Source organism: Bacillus sp. ISL-39, assembly GCF_018613295.1.
Taxonomy (GTDB): Bacteria; Bacillota; Bacilli; order Bacillales; family Cytobacillaceae; genus Mesobacillus.
The window spans coordinates 34,914-59,719 of record NZ_JAGGQM010000003.1 but is presented as its reverse complement, the minus strand read 5'-3'; the positions used below and the strand labels follow the sequence as shown (position 1 = coordinate 59,719).

At 44.7% G+C, this 24,806-nt stretch carries 24 protein-coding genes and 2 tRNA genes; 2 read left to right on the top strand and 24 right to left on the bottom strand.

The window, feature by feature from the left end:
* Positions 1 to 331 precede the first annotated feature (331 nt).
* The 19 genes from lysS to spoIIE form a co-directional block, all read right to left on the bottom strand.
* Positions 332 to 1,816: a lysine--tRNA ligase gene (gene lysS, locus J7E37_RS05905; protein ID WP_214782203.1), complete on the bottom strand. Its 1,485-nt coding sequence runs from the start codon at positions 1,814 to 1,816 to the stop codon at positions 332 to 334.
* A gap of 212 nt (positions 1,817 to 2,028) precedes the next feature.
* Positions 2,029 to 3,030, bottom strand: a complete 1,002-nt coding sequence (gene dusB, locus J7E37_RS05900) for a tRNA dihydrouridine synthase DusB (protein WP_214782200.1) — start codon at positions 3,028 to 3,030, stop codon at positions 2,029 to 2,031.
* A 35-nt stretch (positions 3,031 to 3,065) separates the two neighbouring features.
* The gene (locus tag J7E37_RS05895) at positions 3,066 to 3,269 is read right to left on the bottom strand and encodes a helix-turn-helix domain-containing protein (RefSeq protein WP_214782197.1); all 204 of its coding nucleotides are present in this window, start codon (positions 3,267 to 3,269) and stop codon (positions 3,066 to 3,068) included.
* Positions 3,221 to 3,748 (bottom strand): 2-amino-4-hydroxy-6-hydroxymethyldihydropteridine diphosphokinase, encoded by a 528-nt coding sequence (gene folK, locus J7E37_RS05890; RefSeq protein WP_214782194.1) that lies wholly within the window; start codon positions 3,746 to 3,748, stop codon positions 3,221 to 3,223. The genes J7E37_RS05895 and folK overlap by 49 nt, the downstream gene beginning before the upstream one ends.
* 2 nt (positions 3,749 to 3,750) lie before the next feature.
* Positions 3,751 to 4,110 carry a dihydroneopterin aldolase gene (gene folB, locus J7E37_RS05885; protein WP_214782191.1) on the bottom strand — a complete coding sequence of 120 codons (360 nt, stop codon included), beginning with the start codon at positions 4,108 to 4,110 and terminating at the stop codon, positions 3,751 to 3,753.
* Positions 4,103 to 4,936: a dihydropteroate synthase gene (gene folP / locus J7E37_RS05880; RefSeq protein WP_215022948.1), complete on the bottom strand. Its 834-nt coding sequence runs from the start codon at positions 4,934 to 4,936 to the stop codon at positions 4,103 to 4,105. Before folP ends, folB begins: the two co-directional genes overlap by 8 nt.
* Positions 4,933 to 5,808 (bottom strand): aminodeoxychorismate lyase, encoded by an 876-nt coding sequence (gene pabC, locus J7E37_RS05875; RefSeq protein ID WP_215022946.1) that lies wholly within the window; start codon positions 5,806 to 5,808, stop codon positions 4,933 to 4,935. The genes folP and pabC overlap by 4 nt, the downstream gene beginning before the upstream one ends.
* Entirely contained in the window at positions 5,808 to 6,398 is a 591-nt protein-coding gene (gene pabA / locus J7E37_RS05870; RefSeq protein ID WP_214782182.1) for an aminodeoxychorismate/anthranilate synthase component II, read from the bottom strand. The genes pabC and pabA overlap by 1 nt, the downstream gene beginning before the upstream one ends.
* Positions 6,395 to 7,765, bottom strand: coding sequence for an anthranilate synthase component I family protein (locus tag J7E37_RS05865; RefSeq protein ID WP_251009504.1), 1,371 nt, complete (start codon positions 7,763 to 7,765; stop codon positions 6,395 to 6,397). The genes pabA and J7E37_RS05865 overlap by 4 nt, the downstream gene beginning before the upstream one ends.
* 221 nt (positions 7,766 to 7,986) lie before the next feature.
* Positions 7,987 to 8,913, bottom strand: a complete 927-nt coding sequence (cysK, locus tag J7E37_RS05860; protein ID WP_214782180.1) for a cysteine synthase A — start codon at positions 8,911 to 8,913, stop codon at positions 7,987 to 7,989.
* 257 nt (positions 8,914 to 9,170) lie between these two features.
* Positions 9,171 to 10,055, bottom strand: a complete 885-nt coding sequence (locus J7E37_RS05855) for a peptidyl-prolyl cis-trans isomerase (protein WP_215022944.1) — start codon at positions 10,053 to 10,055, stop codon at positions 9,171 to 9,173.
* Positions 10,056 to 10,076: 21 nt separating this feature from the next.
* Positions 10,077 to 10,955 (bottom strand): Hsp33 family molecular chaperone HslO, encoded by an 879-nt coding sequence (gene hslO / locus J7E37_RS05850; protein WP_215022943.1) that lies wholly within the window; start codon positions 10,953 to 10,955, stop codon positions 10,077 to 10,079.
* Between the two features lie 50 nt (positions 10,956 to 11,005).
* The gene (locus J7E37_RS05845) at positions 11,006 to 11,782 is read right to left on the bottom strand and encodes a type III pantothenate kinase (protein ID WP_214782215.1); all 777 of its coding nucleotides are present in this window, start codon (positions 11,780 to 11,782) and stop codon (positions 11,006 to 11,008) included.
* Between the two features lie 452 nt (positions 11,783 to 12,234).
* Positions 12,235 to 14,211 (bottom strand): ATP-dependent zinc metalloprotease FtsH, encoded by a 1,977-nt coding sequence (gene ftsH, locus J7E37_RS05840; RefSeq protein WP_214782174.1) that lies wholly within the window; start codon positions 14,209 to 14,211, stop codon positions 12,235 to 12,237.
* Between the two features lie 136 nt (positions 14,212 to 14,347).
* Positions 14,348 to 14,890: a hypoxanthine phosphoribosyltransferase gene (gene hpt / locus J7E37_RS05835; RefSeq protein ID WP_214782171.1), complete on the bottom strand. Its 543-nt coding sequence runs from the start codon at positions 14,888 to 14,890 to the stop codon at positions 14,348 to 14,350.
* A gap of 24 nt (positions 14,891 to 14,914) precedes the next feature.
* Positions 14,915 to 16,300 (bottom strand): tRNA lysidine(34) synthetase TilS, encoded by a 1,386-nt coding sequence (gene tilS, locus J7E37_RS05830; RefSeq protein ID WP_215022942.1) that lies wholly within the window; start codon positions 16,298 to 16,300, stop codon positions 14,915 to 14,917.
* A 176-nt stretch (positions 16,301 to 16,476) separates the two neighbouring features.
* Positions 16,477 to 17,505 carry a protein kinase domain-containing protein gene (locus J7E37_RS05825; RefSeq protein WP_215022950.1) on the bottom strand — a complete coding sequence of 343 codons (1,029 nt, stop codon included), beginning with the start codon at positions 17,503 to 17,505 and terminating at the stop codon, positions 16,477 to 16,479.
* Positions 17,474 to 18,211, bottom strand: coding sequence for a vWA domain-containing protein (locus tag J7E37_RS05820; protein ID WP_214782162.1), 738 nt, complete (start codon positions 18,209 to 18,211; stop codon positions 17,474 to 17,476). Before J7E37_RS05820 ends, J7E37_RS05825 begins: the two co-directional genes overlap by 32 nt.
* Before the next feature lie 383 nt (positions 18,212 to 18,594).
* Complete coding sequence (spoIIE, locus tag J7E37_RS05815; protein ID WP_215022941.1) at positions 18,595 to 21,069, bottom strand: stage II sporulation protein E; 2,475 nt, start codon at positions 21,067 to 21,069, stop codon at positions 18,595 to 18,597.
* 276 nt (positions 21,070 to 21,345) lie between these two features.
* On the opposite strand from spoIIE, the gene J7E37_RS05810 reads away from it, so the two are divergent.
* Positions 21,346 to 21,419, top strand: a tRNA-Met gene (locus J7E37_RS05810).
* A 133-nt stretch (positions 21,420 to 21,552) separates the two neighbouring features.
* A tRNA-Glu gene (locus tag J7E37_RS05805) sits at positions 21,553 to 21,624 on the top strand.
* A gap of 793 nt (positions 21,625 to 22,417) precedes the next feature.
* On the opposite strand, the gene J7E37_RS05800 is transcribed toward J7E37_RS05805, so the two are convergent.
* The 5 genes from J7E37_RS05800 to J7E37_RS05780 form a co-directional block, all read right to left on the bottom strand.
* A complete protein-coding gene (locus tag J7E37_RS05800; protein ID WP_192473394.1) occupies positions 22,418 to 22,873 on the bottom strand; it encodes a S1 domain-containing RNA-binding protein in 456 nt (151 codons plus the stop codon).
* A gap of 74 nt (positions 22,874 to 22,947) precedes the next feature.
* Positions 22,948 to 23,346 (bottom strand): FtsB family cell division protein, encoded by a 399-nt coding sequence (locus tag J7E37_RS05795; protein ID WP_214740331.1) that lies wholly within the window; start codon positions 23,344 to 23,346, stop codon positions 22,948 to 22,950.
* Between the two features lie 80 nt (positions 23,347 to 23,426).
* Positions 23,427 to 24,062, bottom strand: a complete 636-nt coding sequence (yabQ, locus tag J7E37_RS05790) for a spore cortex biosynthesis protein YabQ (protein WP_215022940.1) — start codon at positions 24,060 to 24,062, stop codon at positions 23,427 to 23,429.
* Positions 24,059 to 24,361 (bottom strand): sporulation protein YabP, encoded by a 303-nt coding sequence (gene yabP, locus J7E37_RS05785; protein WP_192473397.1) that lies wholly within the window; start codon positions 24,359 to 24,361, stop codon positions 24,059 to 24,061. Before yabP ends, yabQ begins: the two co-directional genes overlap by 4 nt.
* 87 nt (positions 24,362 to 24,448) lie before the next feature.
* Positions 24,449 to 24,721 (bottom strand): RNA-binding S4 domain-containing protein, encoded by a 273-nt coding sequence (locus J7E37_RS05780; RefSeq protein WP_214782149.1) that lies wholly within the window; start codon positions 24,719 to 24,721, stop codon positions 24,449 to 24,451.
* Between the last annotated feature and the right edge of the window lie 85 nt (positions 24,722 to 24,806).

The window sequence follows — 24,806 nt, the reverse complement described above, 5'->3', positions numbered from 1 at the left end:
TTAGTTTTCAAAGAACAATTTGTTTTGTCGCTCCGTTAGAAGCAACTCTTATATATTACCAGGTTCAAAACCCAATGTCAATAAGTTTTTTATTTTCTTTGCTGCTAACTAAGTAGCTCGTAGCAACAGATATAAATATAGCACCTTTATTCTGCAATAGCAATATCTTTTTTCGATTTTTATTCATCGAATTAAAAGAAAGACAATTCATATTTCTGTGGTCAAATCAGTCTGTAAAAGCGTCTGCAGTTTAACTATGATCCCTAAGCCATTCTAGCTTGTTAAAAGAAAAGGCAAAGCAGCTTATGCCGCTTTGCCTTTCTTCTATCTATTAACGATGACGCATCAACGGGAATAATAGGACATCCCTAATGGAAGGTGAATTAGTCAGGAGCATAACGAGTCGGTCGATGCCGATTCCCAGTCCGCCTGTTGGAGGCATACCGTATTCCAATGCTTCGATAAAATCTTCATCCATTTCATGCGCTTCGTCATTTCCTTGTTCTTTTTCTTTCAGCTGTGCTTCAAAACGCTCTCTTTGGTCAATCGGATCATTAAGCTCGGTAAATGCGTTTGCATGCTCCCTTGCCACGATGAATAATTCAAAACGGTCAGTGAAGCGCGAATCATCATCATTCTTTTTAGCCAAAGGAGAAATATCCACCGGATGGCCGTAGATGAATGTTGGCTGGATCAGGTGCTCTTCTACCTTTTGCTCGAAGAATTCATTGACGATGTGGCCATACTGCATATGCTCAGTGATTTCCACTCCATTCTCCTTAGCAAGCGCACGAGCTTCTTCAGTGCTCATTTGCGGCCAGAAGTCCACTCCTGTATGTTCCTTGATCGCATCTACCATGTGGACTCTCTTCCACTCTGGCTTAAGATCGATTTCATACTCGCCGTACTGGATTGTTGTTGTTCCAAGAACATCCTGGGCGATGTACGCAACCATGTTCTCAGTAAGGGACATGATGTCTCTCCAGTCAGCATATGCTTCATAAAGCTCAAGCATCGTGAATTCTGGGTTATGTCTTGTCGAAACACCTTCATTACGGAATACACGGCCAATCTCATATACCTTTTCAAGGCCGCCGACAATCAGGCGCTTCAGGTGAAGCTCGATTGCGATTCGCATGTAAAGCTGCATATCCAGCGCGTTATGATGCGTGATGAACGGACGTGCCGAAGCTCCGCCAGCTATTGAGTGCATCAATGGCGTTTCCACTTCCAGATATCCCTGTCCATCTAAATAGCGGCGCATGGACTGGATGATACGGCTGCGGTTGATGAAAGTCGTCTTGCTGTCATTGCTGGTTATCAGGTCAAGATAACGCTGACGGTAGCGCTGCTCGACATCCTTCAATCCGTGGAACTTTTCAGGCAGCGGACGGAGCGCCTTCGTCAAGAACACAAAGTCTTGTGCTTTAATTGAAAGCTCACCAACTTTTGTTTTGAAGAGTGTTCCTTCGATACCGATAATATCACCGAGGTCAGCAGAATCAAATACTTCATATTGTTCTTCACCGACTGCATCCTGGCGGACATAAATCTGGATTTGGCCATTTAGGTCCTGGATATGCGCGAAGCCAGCTTTTCCTTTTCCGCGCTTCGTCATGATCCGTCCAGCTATTTTGACCGATACATTCTTTGCTTCAATCTCTTCTTTTTCCAATTCACCGTATTCGCTAATCAGCTCATCAGTAAGATGGGTGCGTTCAAATCTTTTACCGAAAGGATCCATACCCTTTTCACGCAATGAACTCATTTTGTCTCTTCTGACTCTGAGCTGGTCATTTAACTCTTCATGACTCATATCGCTTTCACTCCAATATATATAATAGATTTATTATGTAATCCTGAGTATGTTTGGCGGATACTTTTATTATTTTACACAAACAAACGTATTCAGACATTAAAAATCTCTTTTTTTAATGCCTTAATAGAATAAAAACTGCCAGTTTGACCACTGGCAGTTACATTTAAGGATAAAGGTATTATAGGAAAAGTGACGATTAATGTCAATTTTTATCCAACCTGGTGTGCTATTTGCTCTTTTGCTTCCGCTTCATCCGCGAAGGTTTTCAGCAAGCTGACAAGCTCGTCTCTTGTTGAGCATTCATTGATACCGTTACGGACAGTTGCGTTCCCGCGGATACCCTTTAGGTACCACGCTGCATGCTTGCGCATTTCACGGACGGCAATATGTTCGTTCTTTAAAGCAATCAGGCGGTCAAGGTGCAGGATGCTGACGTCGATTTTTTCGCGCGCACCTGGTTCCCCCATTAATTCCCCTGTTTCGAGGAATTTTACCGTACGGTAGATCATCCATGGGTTTCCGAGAGCAGCACGGCCAATCATGACTCCATCTGCGCCTGTCTCGTCAAGCATTCTCCGGGCATCCTGTGGAGTCTGTACATCCCCGTTGCCGATTACCGGAATGTTTACAGCCTGCTTCACGTCACGGATGATATCCCAGTTTGCTGTTCCTTCATACATCTGTAAACGTGTACGGCCGTGAAGGGCTACGGCATTTCCGCCTGCACGTTCTACAGCTCGGGCATTCTCGATTGCGAAAATATGTTCGTCATCCCAGCCCATGCGCATTTTTACCGTAACTGGCTTTTCTACTGCATCTACCACAGCTGATACCATTTCATAGATTTTATTTGGGTCAAGCAGCCATTTCGCACCTGCATCACATTTCGTGATCTTTGGTACCGGACAGCCCATGTTGATATCAATGATATCGGCATTCGTATTTTTATCCACGTATTGCGCAGCCTGGACAAGCGTTTCCTTTTCACCGCCAAAAATCTGCAGGCTGAGCGGCTTTTCCCGTTCATCTATATATAACATGTCGAGTGTTCTATTGTTTTGAGAAACAATCCCTTTGTCGCTGACCATTTCGGCACAGACAAGGCCGGCGCCGAATTCTTTTACCGTCAAACGGAACGCTGAGTTGCAGATGCCAGCCATTGGCGCAAGGACAACCTGGTTTTTCATTTCGATATCGCCAATCTTGAGCATACTCTGCCTCCTTTTAATTTATCCATATATCAAACCTATTGCGGTGTTAATTCATCTATGCCGACACCCAGGAATTCTGCGATTTTGACAATCAACCTTTCATCAGGCATCCTGTTGCCGCGTTCGATTTCTCCAAGGATGGAAACCGATACACCCAGCTCTTTAGCGAAGCTTTCCTGTGTAAAACCCTTCAGCTTTCGATAAGCGCGAATACGTCTTCCCCATTTTTCTGCTTCCATATCCGTACTCCTTCTCTATCCGGTATACTTAGTAGACTGTTTTTCAGCGGCTCCTTCATGGTCGGGAGCGTGATATTTGGGTCCATATCAAGCAATGGAAGGATTACAAATGCGCGTTCGCTCATCCGAGGGTGCGGAATTGTAAGCTTCTCTGTTACAATATTTTCGTGATTGAACAGCAAAATGTCAAGGTCCAAAGTTCTTGGGCCCCATTTCACTTCCCTTTTTCTCCCAAGTTTCAATTCGATCTCAAGGCATGTATCGAGTAGTTCGACAGGCGCAAGGCTTGTCTCTACTTGGATTGCCATGTTTAAAAATTGGTCCTGGTCCGTGTAGCCTACCGGGTCTGTCTCATAGACGGAAGAAGTATTTACCACCGAGATTTTCTCATGGCTTTCCAGGAGGATGATGGCCTGTGTCAAATATCCGAACCGGTCCCCCATATTGGAGCCTAGCGCAATATATGCTTTGTTTTCCACTGTCATCTACTCCTTGTGATTTCGACTGCGACGGATTTGTAGTGTCCAGGGATCGGCGGGTCTGGCTTGATGACCTTTACATGGCATGCCTCTACAAGTGAAAAGCGCTCCAGAATAGTGCCTGCGATTTTCTCAGCAATGGCTTCCACTAGCTTGAATGGTTTGCCTTCCACTATTTCCTTGCAAGCCTGATATAACTCCGCATAGTTGATCGAATGCTCCAGTTCATCGCTTTTTCCCGCTTTCGATAGGTCCAGATCTACCGTCAGGTCCACTGCAAACCGCTGGCCTAATCTTGTTTCTTCAGGAAAAACACCGTGGTATCCGTAAAACTCCATATGATTGACATGTATTTTATCCACAATATTCACCCTTTCCTATCATCGCGTCCATCATTTTTGCCATGCGCGACATCTCTTTCACATCATGGATCCTGACGATTTGGCATCCTTTCTGGATTCCATAACAAATGGTCGCTCCCGTACCCTCTGTCCGTTCAGATACAGGAAGATCGAGCACACCGCCGATCATCGACTTTTTCGATGTGCCAAGCAGTATGGGATATCCCAAGGACACAAGCGTATCAAGGTGACGCATCATCTCAAGGTTTTCCCGGAGGTCTTTCGCAAAGCCGATGCCCGGGTCCAGGATGATTTGCTCATCGCTTACCCCTGCTTTTTTCGCGATTGTGATGCTTTCATATAAGTCGTTCAATACATCTCGGATGAAGTTTGAATAATTGCGTTCTTTCCGATTGTGCATCAGGATGATTGGAACTCCGGTTTCTGCCGCGACATCGGCAATTTCCGGGTCTTCCTTCGCTCCCCAGATATCATTGATAATGGCCGCACCAGCATCGACAGCACTTTTGGCAACCTTCGATTTATAAGTGTCTATGGAAATCGGTACCTGGACTTCCTTCGAAATGGCTCCGATCGCAGGCACCACCCTGCTGATCTCCTCTTCATCGGAAATCCGCTCATGCCCCGGCCTTGTCGATTCGCCGCCGATATCAAGAATATCCGCTCCATCGGCAATCATCTGCCTGGCATGTGCAACAGCATTTTCAAGGTGATTGTATTTACCGCCGTCTGAAAAGGAATCAGGCGTGACGTTCAATATTCCCATGATCAATGTTTTATGTGTAAAGTCCAGTGCATATGGACCGGCTTTTATCACGGTATTCATTTTCGAGGTCCTCCATCCAATTTTGTTCTGCTCCATAACGTTTCCCGGCAAGCTTCATATTTGCCGAACAGGCTGTTCGCCAACACCCCTGATTTCCCGGGAAAGCTTTTACCTGAAAAATCTGTGACCGGAACGATTTCCTGAATCGAGTTAGTCAGGAATATTTCCTCAGCTTTTTCCGCTTCTTCCTTTTTGTAAAAGCCTTCACGAACCTCGATGCCTGCATTGCGGGCAAGCGCAATGACGAACCTGCGGGTGACTCCATTTAAAATCCCGGTCTCGATTGCAGGCGTGAAAAGATGGCCATCCCTGTACCAGAAAATATTAGAGACAATTCCTTCGGCTAAAAAGCCATCACGTGTCAGAAAAATCCCTTCCGTATCCATTTCAGGGCCTGCCTCACGCTTGGCCAGTACATTGTTTAGATAATGGTGTGACTTCAGCCGCTCTGTTCCCTCGGGTGTGTTGCGCCTCAATTCCAACAGCACAGCTTTTTTCTCACTCATACTCCCCGCTTGCGGCAGCGGCTTCGCAAAAACAATCACGTTCGGCTCCAGGTAGCTTTCTGTCTGCAAGCCTATTTCGCCATTACCTGCCGAAACATTGAAGCGGATATAGGAATCCTTGAGTTTATTTTTAGCTAATAAACCTTCAAGGATCTTTACACTTTCCTCCCGGTTAAATTCTGCTTCAATATCCAAAATTCGAAGACTGGCATTCAGCCGCTCCAGATGGTCATCCAGCAAAAAAGGGTGGCCATTGTAGATCCTGAACGTTTCAAAGACACCTAACCCATATAAAAACCCATGGTCAAAAGGAGAAATGGTGGCCTCATCTTTTTTAACGAAACTGCCATTCATATATACGAACATTATAAACTAACTTCCTTTGCAGTCTTGTAATGAGCTACGAAATTGCGCAGCAGCTGCTTTCCTGGCGTCGTTAGAATGGATTCCGGGTGGAATTGGACGCCTTCGACTGGCAGTTTTTTATGGCGGATTGCCATGATTTCGCCTTCCTCCGTCCAAGCTGAAACCTCCAGACAGTCAGGAAGGGTTTCTTTTTTTACAATAAGCGAATGGTAGCGTGCTGCAGGAAACGGATTTTCAAGTCCTTCAAAAATCGTCTTGCCGTCATGATAGACCATGGACGTTTTTCCATGCATGAGACGCTCCGCACGGACCACGTCACCGCCAAATACCTGGGCAATGGACTGATGGCCCAGACAGACACCAAAGATTGGCGTCTTGCCTGAAAAATTCTTGATTGCCTCCAGGCTAATGCCCGCTTCATTCGGGCTGCATGGCCCAGGTGAAATCATCAAGAACTGCGGATCGAGCTCTGCAATTCCCCTGATGGACGTCTGGTCATTGCGGATGACTTTAAGCTCTTCGCCCATTTCACCTAAATACTGAACAAGATTATATGTGAATGAATCATAATTATCGATCATCAAAATCATACTTTACCCTCCGCAAGCTCTTTCGCCTTCCAAAGAGCAATAGCTTTCTTTAAGGATTCTTTGTATTCATTGGCAGGGATAGAGTCGATAACAACACCTGCTCCTGCCTGGACATGCGCCATCCCATCCTTGATGAGCATTGTCCGGATGATGATGTTCAGTTCCATATTGCCGTTAAAACCGAACCAGCCTAGCGAGCCGGTATACGGTCCGCGCCTCACCGGCTCGAGTTCCTCAATGATTTCCATTGTCCTTACCTTCGGTGCTCCTGTAATCGTGCCGCCAGGGAAGGTCGCATTGACAACATCGAACCATGTTTCACCCTCTGCCAGCTCCCCCCTGACATTGGAGACAATATGCATGACATGCGAGTACTTTTCAATGACCATGAACTCATTGACCTCTACCGTACCGTACTTGCACACCCTGCCAAGGTCGTTCCTTTCCAGGTCGACAAGCATGACGTGTTCGGCACGCTCTTTTTCATTATTGATCAGTTCATTGGCAAGCTGTAAATCTTCTTCGTCAGTTATGCCCCTTGATCTTGTACCGGCAATCGGCCTTGTACTGACCTCCGACCCTTTTATTTTTGCCAAAAGTTCAGGCGAACCGCTGACGAGCTGGAAGTCCTCCGTATGCAAATAACCCATATAAGGAGACGGGTTTAGCTTGCGCAGCTGCCGGTACACTTCCAGCGCTTCCGTTTCGATTGGCTTGGACTGCCTGACGGATAGATTCACCTGGAAGACGTCCCCCTGGGCAATGTATTGCTGCACCTTCTCAACCGCCGCGATGAATTCAGCTTCATCCATGGATACTTGCAGTTCATCTGCAGCAGGCTTTTTTTCGGCGGCAGCTGCTGGCACATCAGCCTGCCAGTTCGCTAACCACCCTAAAAGCCTGTCCTCTGCCTGCTTTTCCTGGCCTTTTTTCGTCAGGGCCATCAGCCAGAGATTTTCAGTCTTATGGTCAAAAACAAACCACTCCTTGAATAGCTGGAAGTAGACCTCTGGGATCCCGGAATCATCCTTGGCAAGTACGGGAAGCTTTTCGATATAGCGGGCATAATCATAGCTCAAATAGCCGATCGCGCCGCCCTGGAAATCCGGCAAGCCTTCTTCTTCAGGCACATGATATATTTCCATTTGATTTTTCATAATTTCAAGAGGATTTCCTTCAAAAATGTTTGAAGAACCATCCTGGGTGATCGTCAGTTGATTATTTTTACCCGAAAATACAATCCAGGGATTAAACGCTGCAATACTGTATCGCCCGCCCCTCCCGCTTTCGAGGATGACATGCTCTTTATATTGTTGTGCAATATGGTCGTATTGATGAAAAAAACGTGAAGCTGTATATGGAATCATCTTTGATTGAATGCTATAGTTCGGCAAGTTTTTCACCTCAATTTTTTTCTCTTTATCCATCATACATGATGAAGGGCGCGCTTTCATTTTTAAAATGATGGTTTTTCATGAAAACTTGGCTATTTTTTTGGTCATCTTAAACTAGTCTGTTGATTTATAAGAATAACCCTATTTCATAGACAAAAAAGAGACAAGCTTATAAAAGCCTGCCTCTTCAAAAACTATTCTTCAAATTGGTATAGCGGGGTACTTAGATAGCGTTCTCCGTTACTTGGGATCACTGCCAATACCTTTTTGCCTTTGCCCAGCTTTTTCGCTGTTTCAAGTGCTGCATAGATGGCTGCACCTGATGAGATTCCGCCGAGGATGCCTGCTTCTTTTGCCGCACGGCGGGCATAGTCAAATGCCTGCTCATTTTCAACCTTGATGATCTCATCATATACGTTTGTATCAAGTACTCCAGGAACGAACCCTGCACCGATTCCCTGAATCTTGTGTGGTCCAGGTTTTCCGCCGGATAATACCGGAGAATCCGTTGGCTCGACTGCAATTATCTTGATATTCTTGTATTTTTCGCGAAGGACTTTTCCTGCTCCTGTAATTGTTCCGCCTGTGCCGATACCAGAGATGAAAGCATCCAGCTGGTCACCCATCTGCTCGACAATTTCCGGTCCAGTCGTTCTTTCATGGATGGATGGGTTTGCTTCATTCTCGAACTGTTGCGGCATGAAGTAACCATTTTCCTTTGCCAGTTCATCCGCTTTGCGGATAGCACCGCCCATACCTTCTGGTCCAGGAGTCAACACAAGTTCCGCTCCATAAGCACGGAGGAGATTCCTGCGCTCCATGCTCATCGTTTCTGGCATGACAAGGATTGCTTTGTAACCTTTGGCTGCAGCCACCATCGCAAGCCCGATCCCTGTGTTGCCGCTCGTTGGCTCGATGATCGTATCCCCTTGCTTCAGGGCTCCCTTTGCTTCAGCATCCTCAATCATTGCCAATGCGATACGATCCTTAACACTGCTCCCCGGATTCATGTATTCAAGCTTCAAATATACCTCTGCACTTTGGTCATCGCCAAGTCCGTTCAGCTTCACAATTGGTGTCTGGCCGATCAACTCTGTAATTGAATTTGCAATACGTACCAAATTACCCACCCCTTTAATCCGACTATTTTAATTGGTTTTATTAAAATTTACCAGTACTTTAAGTATATGTCAATCAGTATGCTTCGACAAAAACTGAAATCATTCTTTTGCCTAGGCTCTTATCGTAGACTTTGCTGCTGAACAGCCTAGCCTGTTCAAAAGCATCACCGAAAAGAGCCCCATCCTTTTTAAACTAACCTTTTTTGAATATCCCTAAACAAAAAAAGCACCGGTGACAAAACCCGGTGCTTCCTTCATTATTTCTTCTCACTGTCTCCATAAAACCAGCTGACTTCTGCATCATTCCAGAAAGCCCGGGCAGAAACAGGGATATCCATTTGTTCGAGGGCTATTTGCCTGCGAATCTGGTTTTCAACTTCATTGTATGCGTATTTCTTTCCTTCAAGCTTCTCATGAAGATAAACGATAACATAACCATTCTCCACTTTAACAGGGCCTGTCCACTCTCCGGATTTCAGCATTTTTGCTGCATCTATTATCTCCGGGGAAACAAGCTCATCTTCTGCAGTAACAAAGCCAATATCACCACCTGCATTAGCCGAAAACTCATCGACAGACCGCTCCATCGCGAGAGCAGCGAAGCTGGAGCCATTCTTCAGCTCCTTCACCGCTGAATCAGCCTCTTCTTTTGTTTCAACGACTATTTGTGACAGGTGATAGGATCCAGGGATATCAAAAAGACTGTTATTCTGTTCGTAAAAGGACTTCATATCCTTTTCCGATACTTTAACATCCCTTGTTAAAATTTCTTCGAGCAGCAGGCTGTATTTAATCTGCTGTTTCCATTTCTCCTCTGTTTTTGGTTCGTTACCTGTGGTGGAATACAGTGCCTTATAAATAGTCAATTCGCGTTCGACAGCCTCATCAGACAACTTGACATCATACTTCTCAGCCATTTGTTTGACTACTTCCTGGTCGATCATGTCCCTTAACGTATCTTGGCCGTATCGTTCTTCAAGCTCAGTGAGCCATTCCTGGCGGGAAATCGACTCATTGCCAATTTCCGCAACTGATTCTTTGTTTCCTTCAAGGATTGCAGGCTTGGCTAGCAGCATCACAAGAGTTATTGCGTTCAAAATGGCTAACCCGGCAATAATGTACCAAAGCTGCTTCTTTTCCACTTCTTTTCCCCCAGATATCGCTTATTTTGCTTCTTTCTCTATCTCTTCCAGTTCTTCTTTTGTAAACATGTATTTCTCATTGCAGAAATGGCAGTGTGCTTCTGCCTGTCCCTCTGTCTCGATCATATCACGGATTTCATCTGAACCAAGGCTGATCATGGCATTGCTGAATCGGTCCTTGGAGCAATTGCATTCAAAATTCACCGGCATTGTATCAAGGACTTTTACATTCTCTTTTCCAAGCAATTCTTCCAGCAACTCTTCAGGAGATAATCCTTTTTCAATCAGCTTTGAAACTGGCGGAATAGACTGCAAACGTTGTTCGATTGCTGTGATCGTTTCTTCTGTTGTCCCAGGCATCAGCTGGATGATGAATCCTCCCGCTGCTTTAATGGAGTTATCGGGATTAACCAGTACCCCGACACCAACTGAAGAATTGACCTGTTCGGAAGTTGCGAAATAATAAGTGAAGTCCTCTCCTAGCTCACCAGAGACAATCGGCACCTGTCCTGTAAAATAGTCGCGCAAGCCTAAATCCTTCACGACCGTAAGCGTTCCATCTGTACCGACACCTTGTCTTACATCAAGCTTGCCGTGTTCATTCAATTCGAAGTGGACATGAGGGTTTGATACATAGCCCCTTACCTGCCCTTTGGCATTGATGTCCACAAGAATGAGTCCAAGCGGACCTCCGCCTTCGATTTTGATTGTCATTTTATCATCGCCCTTGAGCATGGCACCCATCATAACCCCAGCTGTCATTGTCCGGCCAAGTGCGGCAGAGGCTACCGGCCATGTATAATGGCGGCGCTGTGCCTCCCCAACTGTTTCCGTTGTTTTTGCTGCATATGCTCTTACCTGCCCGTCAAAAGCAAGTGCTCTTACTAAATAATCGCTCATTTTTTTACTCCCTTCGTGCTGTAAAGTTGTATGCGTCCTCTTAAGGAAGCTTAATTGTTTTTTTCGATATTGCGCTTATAGATAAGCTGAAGTCCCTTTAACGTCAAAAATGGATCGACAGCATCGATCATATTCGATTCCTGGGCGATCAAGTTTGCCAGGCCGCCTGTCGCGATGACTTTTGGAGGGACTTTACTCTTATCTTTCATCCGTTTAACTATTCCCTCTACTTGTCCAACATATCCATATAGAATGCCAGCTTGCATGGCCGAAACGGTGTTCTTTCCAACCACGTCGTCAGGTCTGCTGATCTCAATTCGCGGGAGCTTCGCTGCCCTTGAATAGAGGGCCTCAGTGGAGATGCCTATCCCCGGTGCAATCGCTCCGCCCATATATTGATTATGCTCATTGATGTAGCAGTAGGTTGTAGCAGTCCCAAAGTCGACAATGACCAGCGGGCTTCCATATTCATGTATGGCTGCGACCGCATTGACAATCCGGTCCGCTCCAACTTCCCTCGGATTTTCATATTTAATGTCCAGCCCTGTCTTAATGCCAGGACCAACGACCAATGGCTTAAGGTGGAAGTATTTCTGGCACATCCGCTCAAGCGAGAACATGATCGGCGGCACGACAGACGATATAATAATTCCATCTATATCTGAAAAAGAAAGGTTGACATGGTCAAACAGATTTTTGACGATCATGCCAAATTCATCTTCCGTTCGATGACGGTTTGTCTCTATTCTCCAATGGTGCTTCAACTCTTCTTTATCATATACACCTAACACGATATTTGTATTCCCGACGTCAAAAACAAAAATCAAGCTATTCACCAACTTATTAATAGTTTTCTTAATCAATACTGAAAATATCATATCATAATCGCCAGGAATTCACTAAGTAAAGTAAACATCCTTTTAAAACAAAGGCTTTTTAAAAAAACTTGGCTGTTGATTTCCGTTCCAGACGCTTCGCTTTGCGCGGGGAAGAATTATGAAAAAGCCCAACTACCGGCTTTTTCAAGATCAAATTCTTCCTTGCTGGCGCTGAGCCTCCTCGTCGCAAGCTCCTGCGGGGTCTCACCTGTCCAGTTGATCCCGCAGGACTTTGATTAGCTTCCTTGAATCAGCCCACGCACGAGGGAAATGCGTTAGCATTTTCGGAGGAGTCTACGCGCCTTCCACTCCAATCAACAGGGCTTAAAACACCGATAGGCTTTAATACAACCAAAACAAAAAAAGCAAATGCTCCGTTAAGAACACCTGCTTCATGAATTCTATTCTTTTGGTTTTGGATTTTCGTCAATAGCCTTTGGATCTTCGATAACTGTGTCAACATTCTTATCAGTCTCTTCGATTGCAGGCATCTCATCTTTTTTCTTATTGATCGTTACTTTCATGTCGTCATTCTCAACACTGACTTTGCGGTCAGGTAGACGGCCATGGTCGATCAAATACTTGATTTGTTCTGCATCAAGAGTTTCAACCTCTAATAACGTGTTCGCAATTATATCAAGCTTATCACGATTCTCTGTCAGCAGCTTTTTCGCTCTTGCATAACTTTCCTTAATGATTGCCTGGATTTCAAGGTCGATTTCATATGCGATCTTGTCAGAGTAATTCTGCTCATTGTTCAGGTCACGGCCTAAGAATACTTGGCCCTGCGCCTGGCCAAACTGCATTGGTCCGAGCTTATCACTCATACCGAATTCAGTAACCATTCTTCTCGCAATGCCTGTGGCACGCTGGAAGTCATTGTGTGCACCTGTGCTTACTTCACCAAAGACGATTTCTTCAGCTACACGGCCGCCAAGGAGTCCAGTGATTTTATCCAAAAGCTCTGGTTTAGTCATGAAGTAACGGTCTTCCTTTGGAAGCATGACAGCATAACCGCCTGCCTGTCCGCGAGGAACAATCGTTACCTTGTGGACCATTTCAGCTTCATCAAGGACAACCCCGATGACGGTATGGCCAGCTTCATGGAACGCAACGATATTTCTTTCCTTTTTGGAGATGACACGATTTTTCTTGGCAGGACCGGCTATGATGCGGTCTGTTGCTTCATCAAGATCTTCCATGTCTATCTTCTTCTTATCTCTCCTGGCTGCAACAAGCGCAGCTTCGTTCAATAAGTTTTCAAGATCCGCTCCAGAGAAACCTGGAGTACGAGACGCAATACTTTTCAAGTTAACGGACTCATCAAGTGGCTTATTTCTAGCATGTACCTTCAATACAGCTTCACGGCCTGCAACATCAGGACGGTCTACTGTGATCTGGCGGTCAAAACGTCCTGGACGCAGTAATGCTGGGTCAAGGATATCAGGGCGGTTGGTAGCGGCTACGATGATGATCCCTTCGTTGGCACCGAATCCATCCATTTCCACTAGCAATTGGTTAAGCGTCTGTTCTCGCTCATCATGTCCTCCGCCGAGACCAGCGCCACGCTGGCGGCCGACTGCATCAATTTCATCTATGAATATGATACATGGAGCATTCTTTTTAGCTGTTTCGAATAAATCACGTACACGTGATGCACCGACACCAACAAACATTTCTACGAAGTCTGAGCCACTGATTGAGAAAAATGGCACTCCAGCTTCCCCTGCAACTGCACGGGCAAGCAATGTCTTACCAGTACCCGGAGGTCCTACCAAAAGGATACCCTTTGGAATACGAGCCCCAAGATCAGCAAATTTGCGAGGATCCTTCAAGAATTCAACAACCTCGACAAGCTCTTGCTTTTCTTCGTCTGCGCCCGCGACATCCTTGAAGCGGACTTTCTTCTTTTCTTCGTTATAAAGCTTCGCTTTGCTCTTGCCGAAGTTCATGACACGGCTTCCGCCGCCCTGAGCCTGGTTCAGCAAGAAGAAGAACAAAATGAAAATGATGATAAATGGAATGATCGACGTAAAGAAGGTCACCCATCCGCTTGTTTCTTTAGCAGGCAGGATTTCGACATCTGCGTCGGCTGCCGCCTGTTCGATTCTGTTAAGCGTTTCAGGATTGTTCCAGACATAGGTGATGAAGCCTTTGCCTTCCTCTTGGCCTTTCATCTGGCCTCTTACTTCATACACACCACGTTCAGGCTGAAGCGTCAGTTCACCGTCAACATTGCCTGCCTCTAGTTCCTGCATGAATTTATCGTAAGAGATTGGTTCAGTTGGCTGGTTATTGCCATTAAAGAAACTCACAACTCCGATAATGACTAAAAATATCAATAAATAAAAGATGGTATTACGGAAGATCCGATTCATCCCTTACCTCCTCCCACGGTAGACAAACTATACTAAATAGTATCATAGCAAATTATGCTAATACAAGAAATTAACATTCAGAATATTTGCTTCTTAATCGAAATGTTGAATTTCATTCACTAAAACGCAACCGTTTTTATTTTGAATAAACTTCTGGCTTCAGGACGCCGATATACGGCAGATTGCGATATTTTTCCGCGTAATCAAGACCATATCCGACAACAAACTCGTCAGGAACAATGAATCCAACATAGTCAGCAGTTATATCAGCCTTTCTTCCTGTTGGTTTATCAAGCAGAGTGACGATTTTAATTGATTTTGCCTTGCGGTATCTGAATAGCTCAACTAGATAACTGAGAGTCAAACCGCTGTCGATGATGTCCTCAATGATCAGGATATCCCTTCCTTCTACGGAAGTATCGAGGTCTTTTAGGATTTTCACCTCTCCGGAAGATACCATGGCATTTCCATAGCTGGAAACATCCATGAAATCCATCTCAAGATACGCATCCATGCGCTTTAGCAGGTCTCCCATGAATGGCATGGCACCTTTTAAAACACCAATTGCCAGTGGGAAGCGGTCCTTGTACTCATCTGTTAATTGAGCCGCCAGCTGCCTTGTCTTTTCCTGAATTTCCTCTTCTGTAAATAATACCTTTTCAATATCATTTTTCATCATGATCCTTGTGCCCCCTGGAAGATATCAATACTTTATATAAGTTAATAGTAATAACCTGTTTCCTTCTGTTGCTTCACTGTTCGATTTTTTAAGCCCTGGAAGCCAAAGGATCCTGCCCTCACTGTCTGTCACAATCGGCCATTCATCTCTTTGGGCTAATGGAGTTTTCATATCGATGAAAATATCCTTTACCTTCCTTGAACCATCCATCCCCTTCAATGACATCCGGTCGCCATTTTGCCTTGTCCGGATGATCAGCGGAGTTCCTGTTTGCTCCAGGTCAACGGTAAAGCGATCATTATTGGAAAACTCTTTGTCATGAGCACCATTGAGCAATTGAGCATCAATGGCATTACCATTTGGCAAAACCAGCTGATCAGGACCTGATAATTCGAAACGATAGCTTTGCCTTTCTGGCGGATTCAATTCAAAGTGGCAATTTCCATACGATCGTATAATTCTTAAACCGCCGGGGAAATCAAGAGTACCAGATGGATGGGGGTTGCGAATTATTGAAAAAATCTTTTCAATATGTATAGCGGAAAGAGAAGCAGGTCGATCATTGTAAAGATAATTTAATATTAGTTTAATCCCTCTTCTTTGTAAAGGCATTGGCATTTCCTGAAAAGAACGGATACTAATACTTATCTTTTTGTCCTCTTTCTTCATTACTTTATTCAATTCTTCGCTTGTTAATTCAATAAGATACTCTTCATCCATCTGAAGTTCCTCGGCAAAACGCTGGAAGTGCTCATGGACCGCCGGATTCTCTTCTTTTAAAAAAGGGAGAACTGTTATCCTGAATCGATTCCTGCTATAGTATGTCTTTTCATTGCTGGGATCGATCCTTGGCTCCAATAAATTCACAGAGCAATATTCTTCCAATTCCTCTTTTGCCAGGCATAAAAATGGCCTGAAAACGGTGAACGGACCGAATTCCCGCATAAAAGGCATTCCTGCCCTGGCTTTTCCGGAACTTCCCCTGGTGAGCCTCATTAGTACCGTCTCTACCTGGTCATCGCCATGATGGCCCAATGCAAGATATTGAAGATGATGCTTTTCCATTACTTGCTCAAAAAAGCCGTATCGGCATGCACGGGCAGCCTGCTGGGAGCTTAGCCCTGTCTCGCGCATATAGGAAGGTACATCGATTCTTTTCATCTCAAAGGGGATACCCCTTTTTTCACAAAAATCTTTCACAAATAAGGCATCCTGGTAAGACTCTTCGCCTCGGAACATATGGTCCACATGGACAGCTACGATCTTCAGGGAGTTCCTTTCCCGCTGCCCGGATAAAAAGTGGAGCAGCGCGAGCGAGTCCGGACCACCAGAAACCCCCACTGCAATTGACTTGTTATTCAGCTGAAAACCATGCTTTTCAAGAAAGTCATTTACCTTTGTATCAATCATCTTGTTCTTCCTTACTAGTATTGCCGGTTTAAGACTATACCCATGCCGGCAAACCATTAATCTTCTAATAACACAGGTTTATTATTTTTCAGCTTAACACTTTCAGCCATCTTTTTTCAAAAGTCAGAGCTTAATCCCTTATGTACGGACGAGACGGGCAAAGGTTTCAAAAAATCTCAGGTAATTTGGCTATAAATATAGAAAAAATATAACAAAGAGATCACCAAAATGATGGTGACTGTTTCAAGCGCCGAGGATTTTTTCTTTTTCTTGCTGTATCCCATCCGTGTTTGCCGGCCAGCTGGGTTTGAATTCGCCCTCGATATATTTGCTTTTTTTTGCGGTTGTGCTTTTGGTTGCGGCGGTGCCTTATGATGCCGGGTACTTTTTTTCGGTTCCGGAGCAGGCTGATGGACTTGCAGAAGCTCTGTCCTCATCTCTCTGGCAGAATGATATTTACCTGCAAGCGCGTTATAGATTATCTTTTCATAGATTTTCAGTTCCCGGCTTTGTTTTACTTTATCCATAATTTCGTTCATTCCGCCAGACTTCTTCGTAAATCTTTTCGGATAGGCCGTGTTCACCATGATCATCCCGACAGCGAATAAATCATAGCCCGGATCTGCTTTCCTGCTGCCAAGACCCCAATAGCCCCGGTCATAGAATTCTGTGAACTCTTTTATCGCCCTCCCTTTTATTGTCGTACCGCCGACATCTATGCAGCGAATCCTTGCCGGGGGGCCGGTCACTATCATATTTTCCGGCTTCAGATCGCCAAATACCCAGCCGTTTTCATGGAGCAGCTGCAAATCAGCAAGCAGTTGCAGGATTATCACACCGGTCCAGTCCGGCCCTTTTTGCTGCAGGAAAGCCAGGAAATCAGGTCCCTTAATGAATTCCATTACATAAAAGCTCACTTTTTTACCCGGACGTTCCCAATCATCCACATCCAGTAAAGAAGGTCCGAGGGCAGATCCCTGGACCTTGGCAAAAGATTTCAACACATTGACCTCAGAGGTGATCGACATTCCATTGTCACTCATTTTCAATGCGACTTGTCTGTTATCGTACCTTGCCAGATAGACAATTCCATTCGCTCCAAAACCAAGCTCTTTTATGATTGTATATCGGTTGTGATGCCATTTCCCTTCGATGATCGTACCAGGAATGACTTTACACAGATTCTTCAAAGAAGGATTCATCATCACCGGACAATAGGCTCCTTAAAGATCGTTTTTTATTAAAATGGGAAAGTGCCTCGCGAATGGCAGGGCCTGTTGGCGTAATTCCTCCGGTTGTCAGCTTGGCAAAAATGCTCGTGAGTGACTCAAGTTTCGGAGTCCAATCCAACAACTTTTCGACATCTTTTCGTTTCCCGGGAAATACAAATACAGAAAAGCGGTTATCCCCTGACCTTGCATTCAAACTTAAGCTCAAGTCCAGCAAGGCTTCTTTTACTGTGGGCAGCTTGTGCTTCATGCTTGCACTGGTATCGACAAGAATCAACACATCGAGCTCGACCGTCTCCCCGAGCTCATCCACAACCTCCATAACCTCGCCGCGCTGCTCTGGCGGAAGGTCTTCCACTGTCCGGCTGCCCCCAAGGATTTGCTGCAGTTCCTTGTTCACTACCCCCTGAAGTGTCTGGGTCATCGCTTTCCTTGTCACCATCTGGACAGTTTGCGATAATTGCTGCGCGTACACAATCTGGCTGACACCGCCGCCAGACATAGCGATTCCCTCGATTTCTGTCATGCCCTGTTCATCTATTACATCCTGTTCCATCACACCGATGACATTGACCGTAATCCCCTGCTCCTTGGCCAGCGCAGCCATTGCAATTGGATCTTCCCCCTGGTTCGAGCAGCCATCCGTAATGAGCAATATTTGCCTGATTGTACCTGTTTTCATGCAATCCCCTCACTTCCAGGCTCTATTTTTTACAATCTAGTAAAAGAAAGAAGCCTATAATAAATTTGTTACCATTTTCGACGAAGTAGAGGGGAAATATACATAAGAAAAGCGAAAGCGCCTTGGTCAGCCCCGACAAGCGCTGGAGGGCCTGACAGTGAAGTCGTTCTTTGACTTCATTGGCAGGCCCGAAATTGAAATGTATAGCCGACTGTCCAGAAACGCAGAAACTGGAGACTCCGACAAAGAAGCGCTTTTTGCTTCTGCCGACGGAGTTGAAGTTTCGGAGTTTCTAGGAGGCGACACTAGACAAGCGTCTCGAGGGGCTAGGCGCTGGAGCTAGACATTTCTCAAAGTCAAGACTCTATGCTCAAATTAATCAGTTAAGCTCTCTTTTGATAATTAGTCACCGGTATGGATGCCCATTTCGGGATATTGTGATCGATTTTTGCGACTACTACTGTCATGTCATCTTCAATTGAGCCATCGCGGGAACGGATGACTTCCTCCATGATCAAGTCGGCGATCGCCTGCGGATCTTCTGTCTGGAGCTCATTGATTTTCCGCTTCATCCATAAATCATAATTCTCGACATGCTTTGGCCCTTCGAATACGCCATCGCTCATCATGACCAGCAAGTCGCCCGCTTTAAGCTGTTCACTAACTACATCCACCTCAAATTCCTGCAATATTCCCATCGGCAGATTGCTCGCCTGGACTTTCATTACCTTTCCTCCGCGTTTGATGAAGCTCGGCGTCGAACCGATTTTCAAGAAACGGGCAGATGCGTTTTGAAGGTCCACCATGACCAAATCCAGGGTAGAGAACATTTCATCCGTGGTTCTTAGTGATAAAATCGAGTTCACGGACTTAATCGCTACTTTTTCCTCAATTCCAGATTGCAGGATTTGCTGCAGCAACAATAAAGTGTCACGGCTTTCGGAATGAGCCCTTTCCCCATTACCCATTCCATCACTGATGGCGATTGCATACTTTCCGCCGCTCAGCTCAATGGTGGAATAACTATCTCCTGATATAAGGTCTCCATCCTTGGCCGCATGGGCGACCCCTGTAGATACAGCATAGGCCTTGGCAGATCGGAATGTCACATGGCAATAACCATTCGGGAACGTCGAGCATTCTTCTGAATTGACCACGATATTTTCTTTCAGGATATCCGAAAGCATCGGTGCGATTAACTTTTCGCATTCGCCATGCCCCTGGCAATATGGAATCGTCATGTCAATATCCACATTTCCTTGTTCCAGACTGTAGATTTCCACATGCTCGATATGGATGCCGAAGTCCTGGAGGGCCTCCAGAATTTGTTCTTCCTGCTTTGAGTGGTTTTCACGCTCACGCTGGATTTCCTTGGCGAAATCCCCCATGACTTCCGAAACACCAAGCAATTGGTCTGCCACGAGACGCCTGCTTTCCTGGACCTGTTTCTTGAGTTTTTTGTTTGCTTGATAATAGGTTAGCTGCTGCTGCATGATTTCCATGACCTTTTTCGACCTGGTGCAATGTTTGTCCCATTCGCGCGAAAGTTTTTGCGATACGGCGCCAGAATTTTGATCCATCTCCTGCATAATCTCGCTCATATAGTCATAGGTTGTATTAAAGTTCCTTGTCCAGCAATGATCCTTCTTGAAGCATGTCTGGCATGTTTTTTCTGTGACATTGCTCAAGAAATAATCCATATCGCGGTCGGTTTCAAGTGTTTCATCCTGCACCTGCAGAGTAGTAAAGCTTTTCGACAGAGCTTCAAATACATTTGAGAACTGGACGACACGCTGCGCTGTCACATCTCTCATTTTTCTCATATATTGCTGCTGTTCGGCTGAATACTCCGGCGTTCCCGGAATATGTTTGGCGATTTTTGATGTAAGTGATTGCGGCGTCAGGAAAAATAACAGGACGGCTGCTGCCGATTCGGTCAGCGTCTGGCTAAGCGCACCTCCGCCTTCACCATACATTCCAATCAACAGGGTGGCGATGAAAAGGCCAAGTGCAACCCCTGGCTTCTTTCCTTCTTTTAGCAAGCCGCCAAGCAATCCTGAGAAAGCCAGAAGGCTCATATGGTAAAAACTAGACACATTTGCGAGACTGAAGATCAGTCCAGTAACGACCCCGACTGTAGAACCTACTGTGGCTCCAGCGACAAATGAAAAAATGAGGACTAAATACCGGGACATTATGTGTTCTACCGACAAATCATAGATTGTCCACCCAATGGTTCCTGTCATCACCGAAGCAAGCATGATGATCAAACAGACTATTTCCTCCGTTTTCAATGACTGCTTTCGCTTGCTGGCTGTCATCAATGGAATGCTTTGCATGAAGATGAATGTCAACACAAGACCTAACCCGGCTTCGACTCCAGTCATCATTCCCTCATACATAGTGATATTTCCTGACAAAATAAGAGCTTTTAACATTTTGGCTATTAAAATAGTGAAAAATATATAAAGCGGAAGGACTTTCATAGAATTCTTGACCCATTTTTCCGTAAGCTTATATAGCAGTAAAAATAAAAATACAGAAGCGAAGGTGAAGACGGCGTCAGTAAATGACAAGGTTGCAGCCCCGGCAACCAAACCAAACAGCGCAATAGGCGCACGGTCTTTCCGGATAAGATACACAGCCGCAAAAAATGGAAGGCTAAAAGGGGTCAACTTTGCCAGTATCAAGGCACGGCCAAGCAAAAATCCAATGATCAAGAAAATATAGCCTTTTTTCAGGAAAAGGTTTTCAATTTTGGATTGCAGCTTCGACATGCCTTTTGCAAACCTGAATCGTGATTCCTCGAGATGAACTTCACCGATCGGTTCCATCATGTTCCTTTCTACCTTTTGCATTTAATACACTCCCCGTTTTTTTATCGTTGCTGATTATTATAAAAGGGAGTCATCCAGAAGTTTGTCAAAAATAAGGACAAGCATGAAAGTTTCGTTCGACGCATTTCCCCGAAAATAATGCAATTCCTCGAAATACCACGGATTATTTTAACCTTCACGCCAAACGCCACTAAAATTTACCTGATAATATTTTTCTCTTTTCTTTTTAAAATGCATTGACACTATTTTAATATCTATGTATTATATTTCTTGTGCCTCAAAACACATTAACAATATGGCGGTGTAGCTCAGCTGGCTAGAGCGTACGGTTCATACCCGTAAGGTCGGGGGTTCGATCCCCTCCGCCGCTACTAACTAAAAGCGTAGGCGACTGCTTAGCTCCGACAAGCGCTGGAGGGCCGGCAGGTGAAGTCGTTCTTTGACTTCATCGGACGGACCGAAGCGACTCGAGGAGCTAGGAGCCGAAGCTGGACAACAATATATGGCCCCTTGGTCAAGCGGTTAAGACACCGCCCTTTCACGGCGGTAACACGGGTTCGAATCCCGTAGGGGTCATCCGCGTACGAAAACCTCGTTCCTTTGGGAGCGAGGTTTTTTTTGTTTATTTTCGGGCTGTGGAATGCATCAGCACTCCTGCTTTTACCTTTATTCACTCCTGCACTGTTTTTCGGGAAATCCAGACACTTTGCTTTTATCCAAATTCGCTTCGGCAGCACTTTTCGGGCAATGCGGCGCTTTTTCTTTTACCCAAATTCGCTCAAACACTATTATTCAGGCAGTGCCTTATGTTAAAAGCAGTACACATCGCCCAATTCTTCAATCAGTCAAAAGATTAATCTCTCCAATTACCTTTTAATTCCAGACTTGGTGTGCTTTTAGTCTTGATTCCATTTCCACATTAGTATAATTTCCCTTAATTTGGATGACGGCATGATTATTGCGTTTGTTTGGGCAATTACGGTCCTTTTTCGGGAGATTATTCCTTTTGATCGGGAGATTACGCAGAATGACTGGGCAATTATCGATGTTCATTAAGAGAATAATTTTTCCAGTTACCATTATTCATTAAAATCAGGCGTGCTTCTGCCCGATTTTCCATATTGAATGAGCAATTAATACGAAGAATCATCTTTCATTGGCTTTTATCCTATTAATCAGTGAAAAAACAGCACCAAATTCTCTCCTGCAACCTGATTTTCGGACAATGCCTCGCCTCTTAACCTAATACACTCCAGCGCCATTTTTCCTGCAATCAGGCCTCGAAAAAAAACAAAAAGACAAGCCCTGTAAGAGACTTGTCTTGGTATAGCATGATTCCTGCTATTATATATATTCACTTAGCAGCAAGTTACCCTCTTCTAGCTCCTCTTCCTCCGCGCTTGGATTCAGTAGCACGTTTTAGAGTGGACAGGCGGTCTTCACTGTCCTTCAAGAATTTCGCCATTTTTGATTCGAAATTTTCAGGACGGGCATTGCGGTTGTCGTTTCCTCTGCCGCCCCCGCCGCCGCGTGGACGCTGTGAGTAAGGTCTTGATTCAGATCTTTCTGGTCTTGCAGGTCGTTCAGGCCTATCAACTGCCTTCTTGATAGATAAACCGATTTTACCGTCTTTCTCAACATTGATAACCTTTACTTCAACCTGGTCGCCAACTTTCAGGTGGTCATTGATATCCTTGACATAGTTGTCTGCAACCTCACTGATGTGAACAAGTCCTGTTGAGCCACCCGGCAGCTCGACGAACGCCCCGAAATTTGTAATACCTGTTACCTTTCCCTGTAACTTGCTGCCTACTTCGATTGACATAAAAAAGTTTTGCCTCCTTAAAGATATAAAAAATCAAACTTACATTATATTATACAGAATATGAAAAAAGAGTGTCAATAAGGCGAATCTTGGGAGTCCTTTTTCTCTTTAGGAAGGTTGAAGATGATTTCATTCTTTTCGGACAGGAAATATTCCTTGCGGGCAAGCTTTGCTATGTATTCATCATCGTTCAATTTGACGATTTCCTCATCCAGGATTTCCTGCTGCTTTTGAAGGCTTGCTAATTTTTGCTCTAGCTGTTCCTTTTCCGACTGCTTCTTTTCGAGGGCTGCAGACTGGGAAATGTAGGTTGAGATCATCAAATAAGAAATGACCGATGCGAATAGGGCAAAGACTGCGAGGCGCCTGAAAAGCAGTTTTCGCTTCCTGCTTTCTGCAATCCCGGCTTTTTCACGCTGTTGTACATATTGATTTTCAATCTTGGCTATGCTTTTTTTCCTGATGGCACTCATTCCCCGCAGTCCTCCTTATATATTTTTTTGCTGTTGATTCCGTTCAACAAGACATTGACTAACAATTGCTTTCATACAGCCTATTTTTTTAACTTCTTTATCCATTTTATCGGCTTAGTAAAATAATTCTTTACTATAATTAGAAATCCTGCCAATTTATTATATAATTTCTCGACGCTTTTTTTAACTGTTTTCGGCAAAAGTTTCCAAAAAAGCAGGAGAATCATCTTAACTGGCTTCCAAATTAAGTTATTGAGCAGCCATAGCAAAACGGCAAGAAGCCATTTTAAAAGAGAATAAAGGCCTCTTCCCGTCAAAAGCAATAGTGACAGTGCGGTGGCGGCCAAAAACTGGAGAGGCCTGACCACAAGCATCCTGACAGCCTTCACCATGAATACATATACATTGATCGTATAGGTGATAGCCCGTTCCAGCATCTTCAGATAAAGTTTCTTGAACAGGCTCTGATAGGCCGCAAAACCGCATAATAAGGCAAGGAAGATATAAAAACGCAATTCTCCCATATTCACTGAAAATAATACATAGAAAATCGACAGGCCCTGGAATACCCAGAACAGGATGTCATTGATGAAGACGATCCAGGATTTTCGCTTAGATCTTTTCAGAAACCGATTATGCGTATCAAGTGAAGCACCGAATAGACTGCCCATCCAAATCATGGCGAGCATGGTCAAAAATTGGGTCGAAAGCGTCATCGGAATAACTTGCTAAAGAAGCCTTTAGCCTTCTCCCCATGCTGGTCATCAAGATAGACCAGGTCAAAGATTTTCCCTTTGATCGACACAATCCCTTTGTCGACGTCCAGATTCTTCATTTGAAGATTCTGTCCCTTGATCGCAAGGAATCCCATGACTGTCTCTAATAAAAACTCTTCATTATCGAAGCTTTCAACCTGCTTTACTCCGGTGATATCCAGTGTCCGTCTGCCTCTCATCACTAAATCGTGGTCTGGCACATTGCTTTTTGTCTGATTCGTTTCATAATATTGGCTCATTAATATCCCTCACAATCATAATGCACTTTTGTACATGTTTATGATTGAATAAGGGAGAATAGAACAAGCCTTCACACGAAGCTCAGCTTACTCTTCATCGTCCCCTGGGATACGTTCTTCCCCGAGAAGGGTATACATTCCGGCAGCTTCATCTTTACGGGATGTTTCCTGTATTCTCTCGATTTTTGCAGAGACGACTTTTTGTCCAAAGCGGATCGCCAATTCATCGCCCACTTTTACATTCGTACTTGCTTTCGCCGGCACACCGTTGACGGAAATCCTCCCTTGATCGGATACTTCTTTCGCCAATGTCCTTCTTTTGATTAATCTTGATACTTTTAAAAATTTATCCAGCCTCATCGTATTTAAACCCCTTTTTCATTATTGGTTTGTTTTACCTGCGCTCTTTTCATAAGCTTTGTTGCTTCCACACCCATCTGGATTT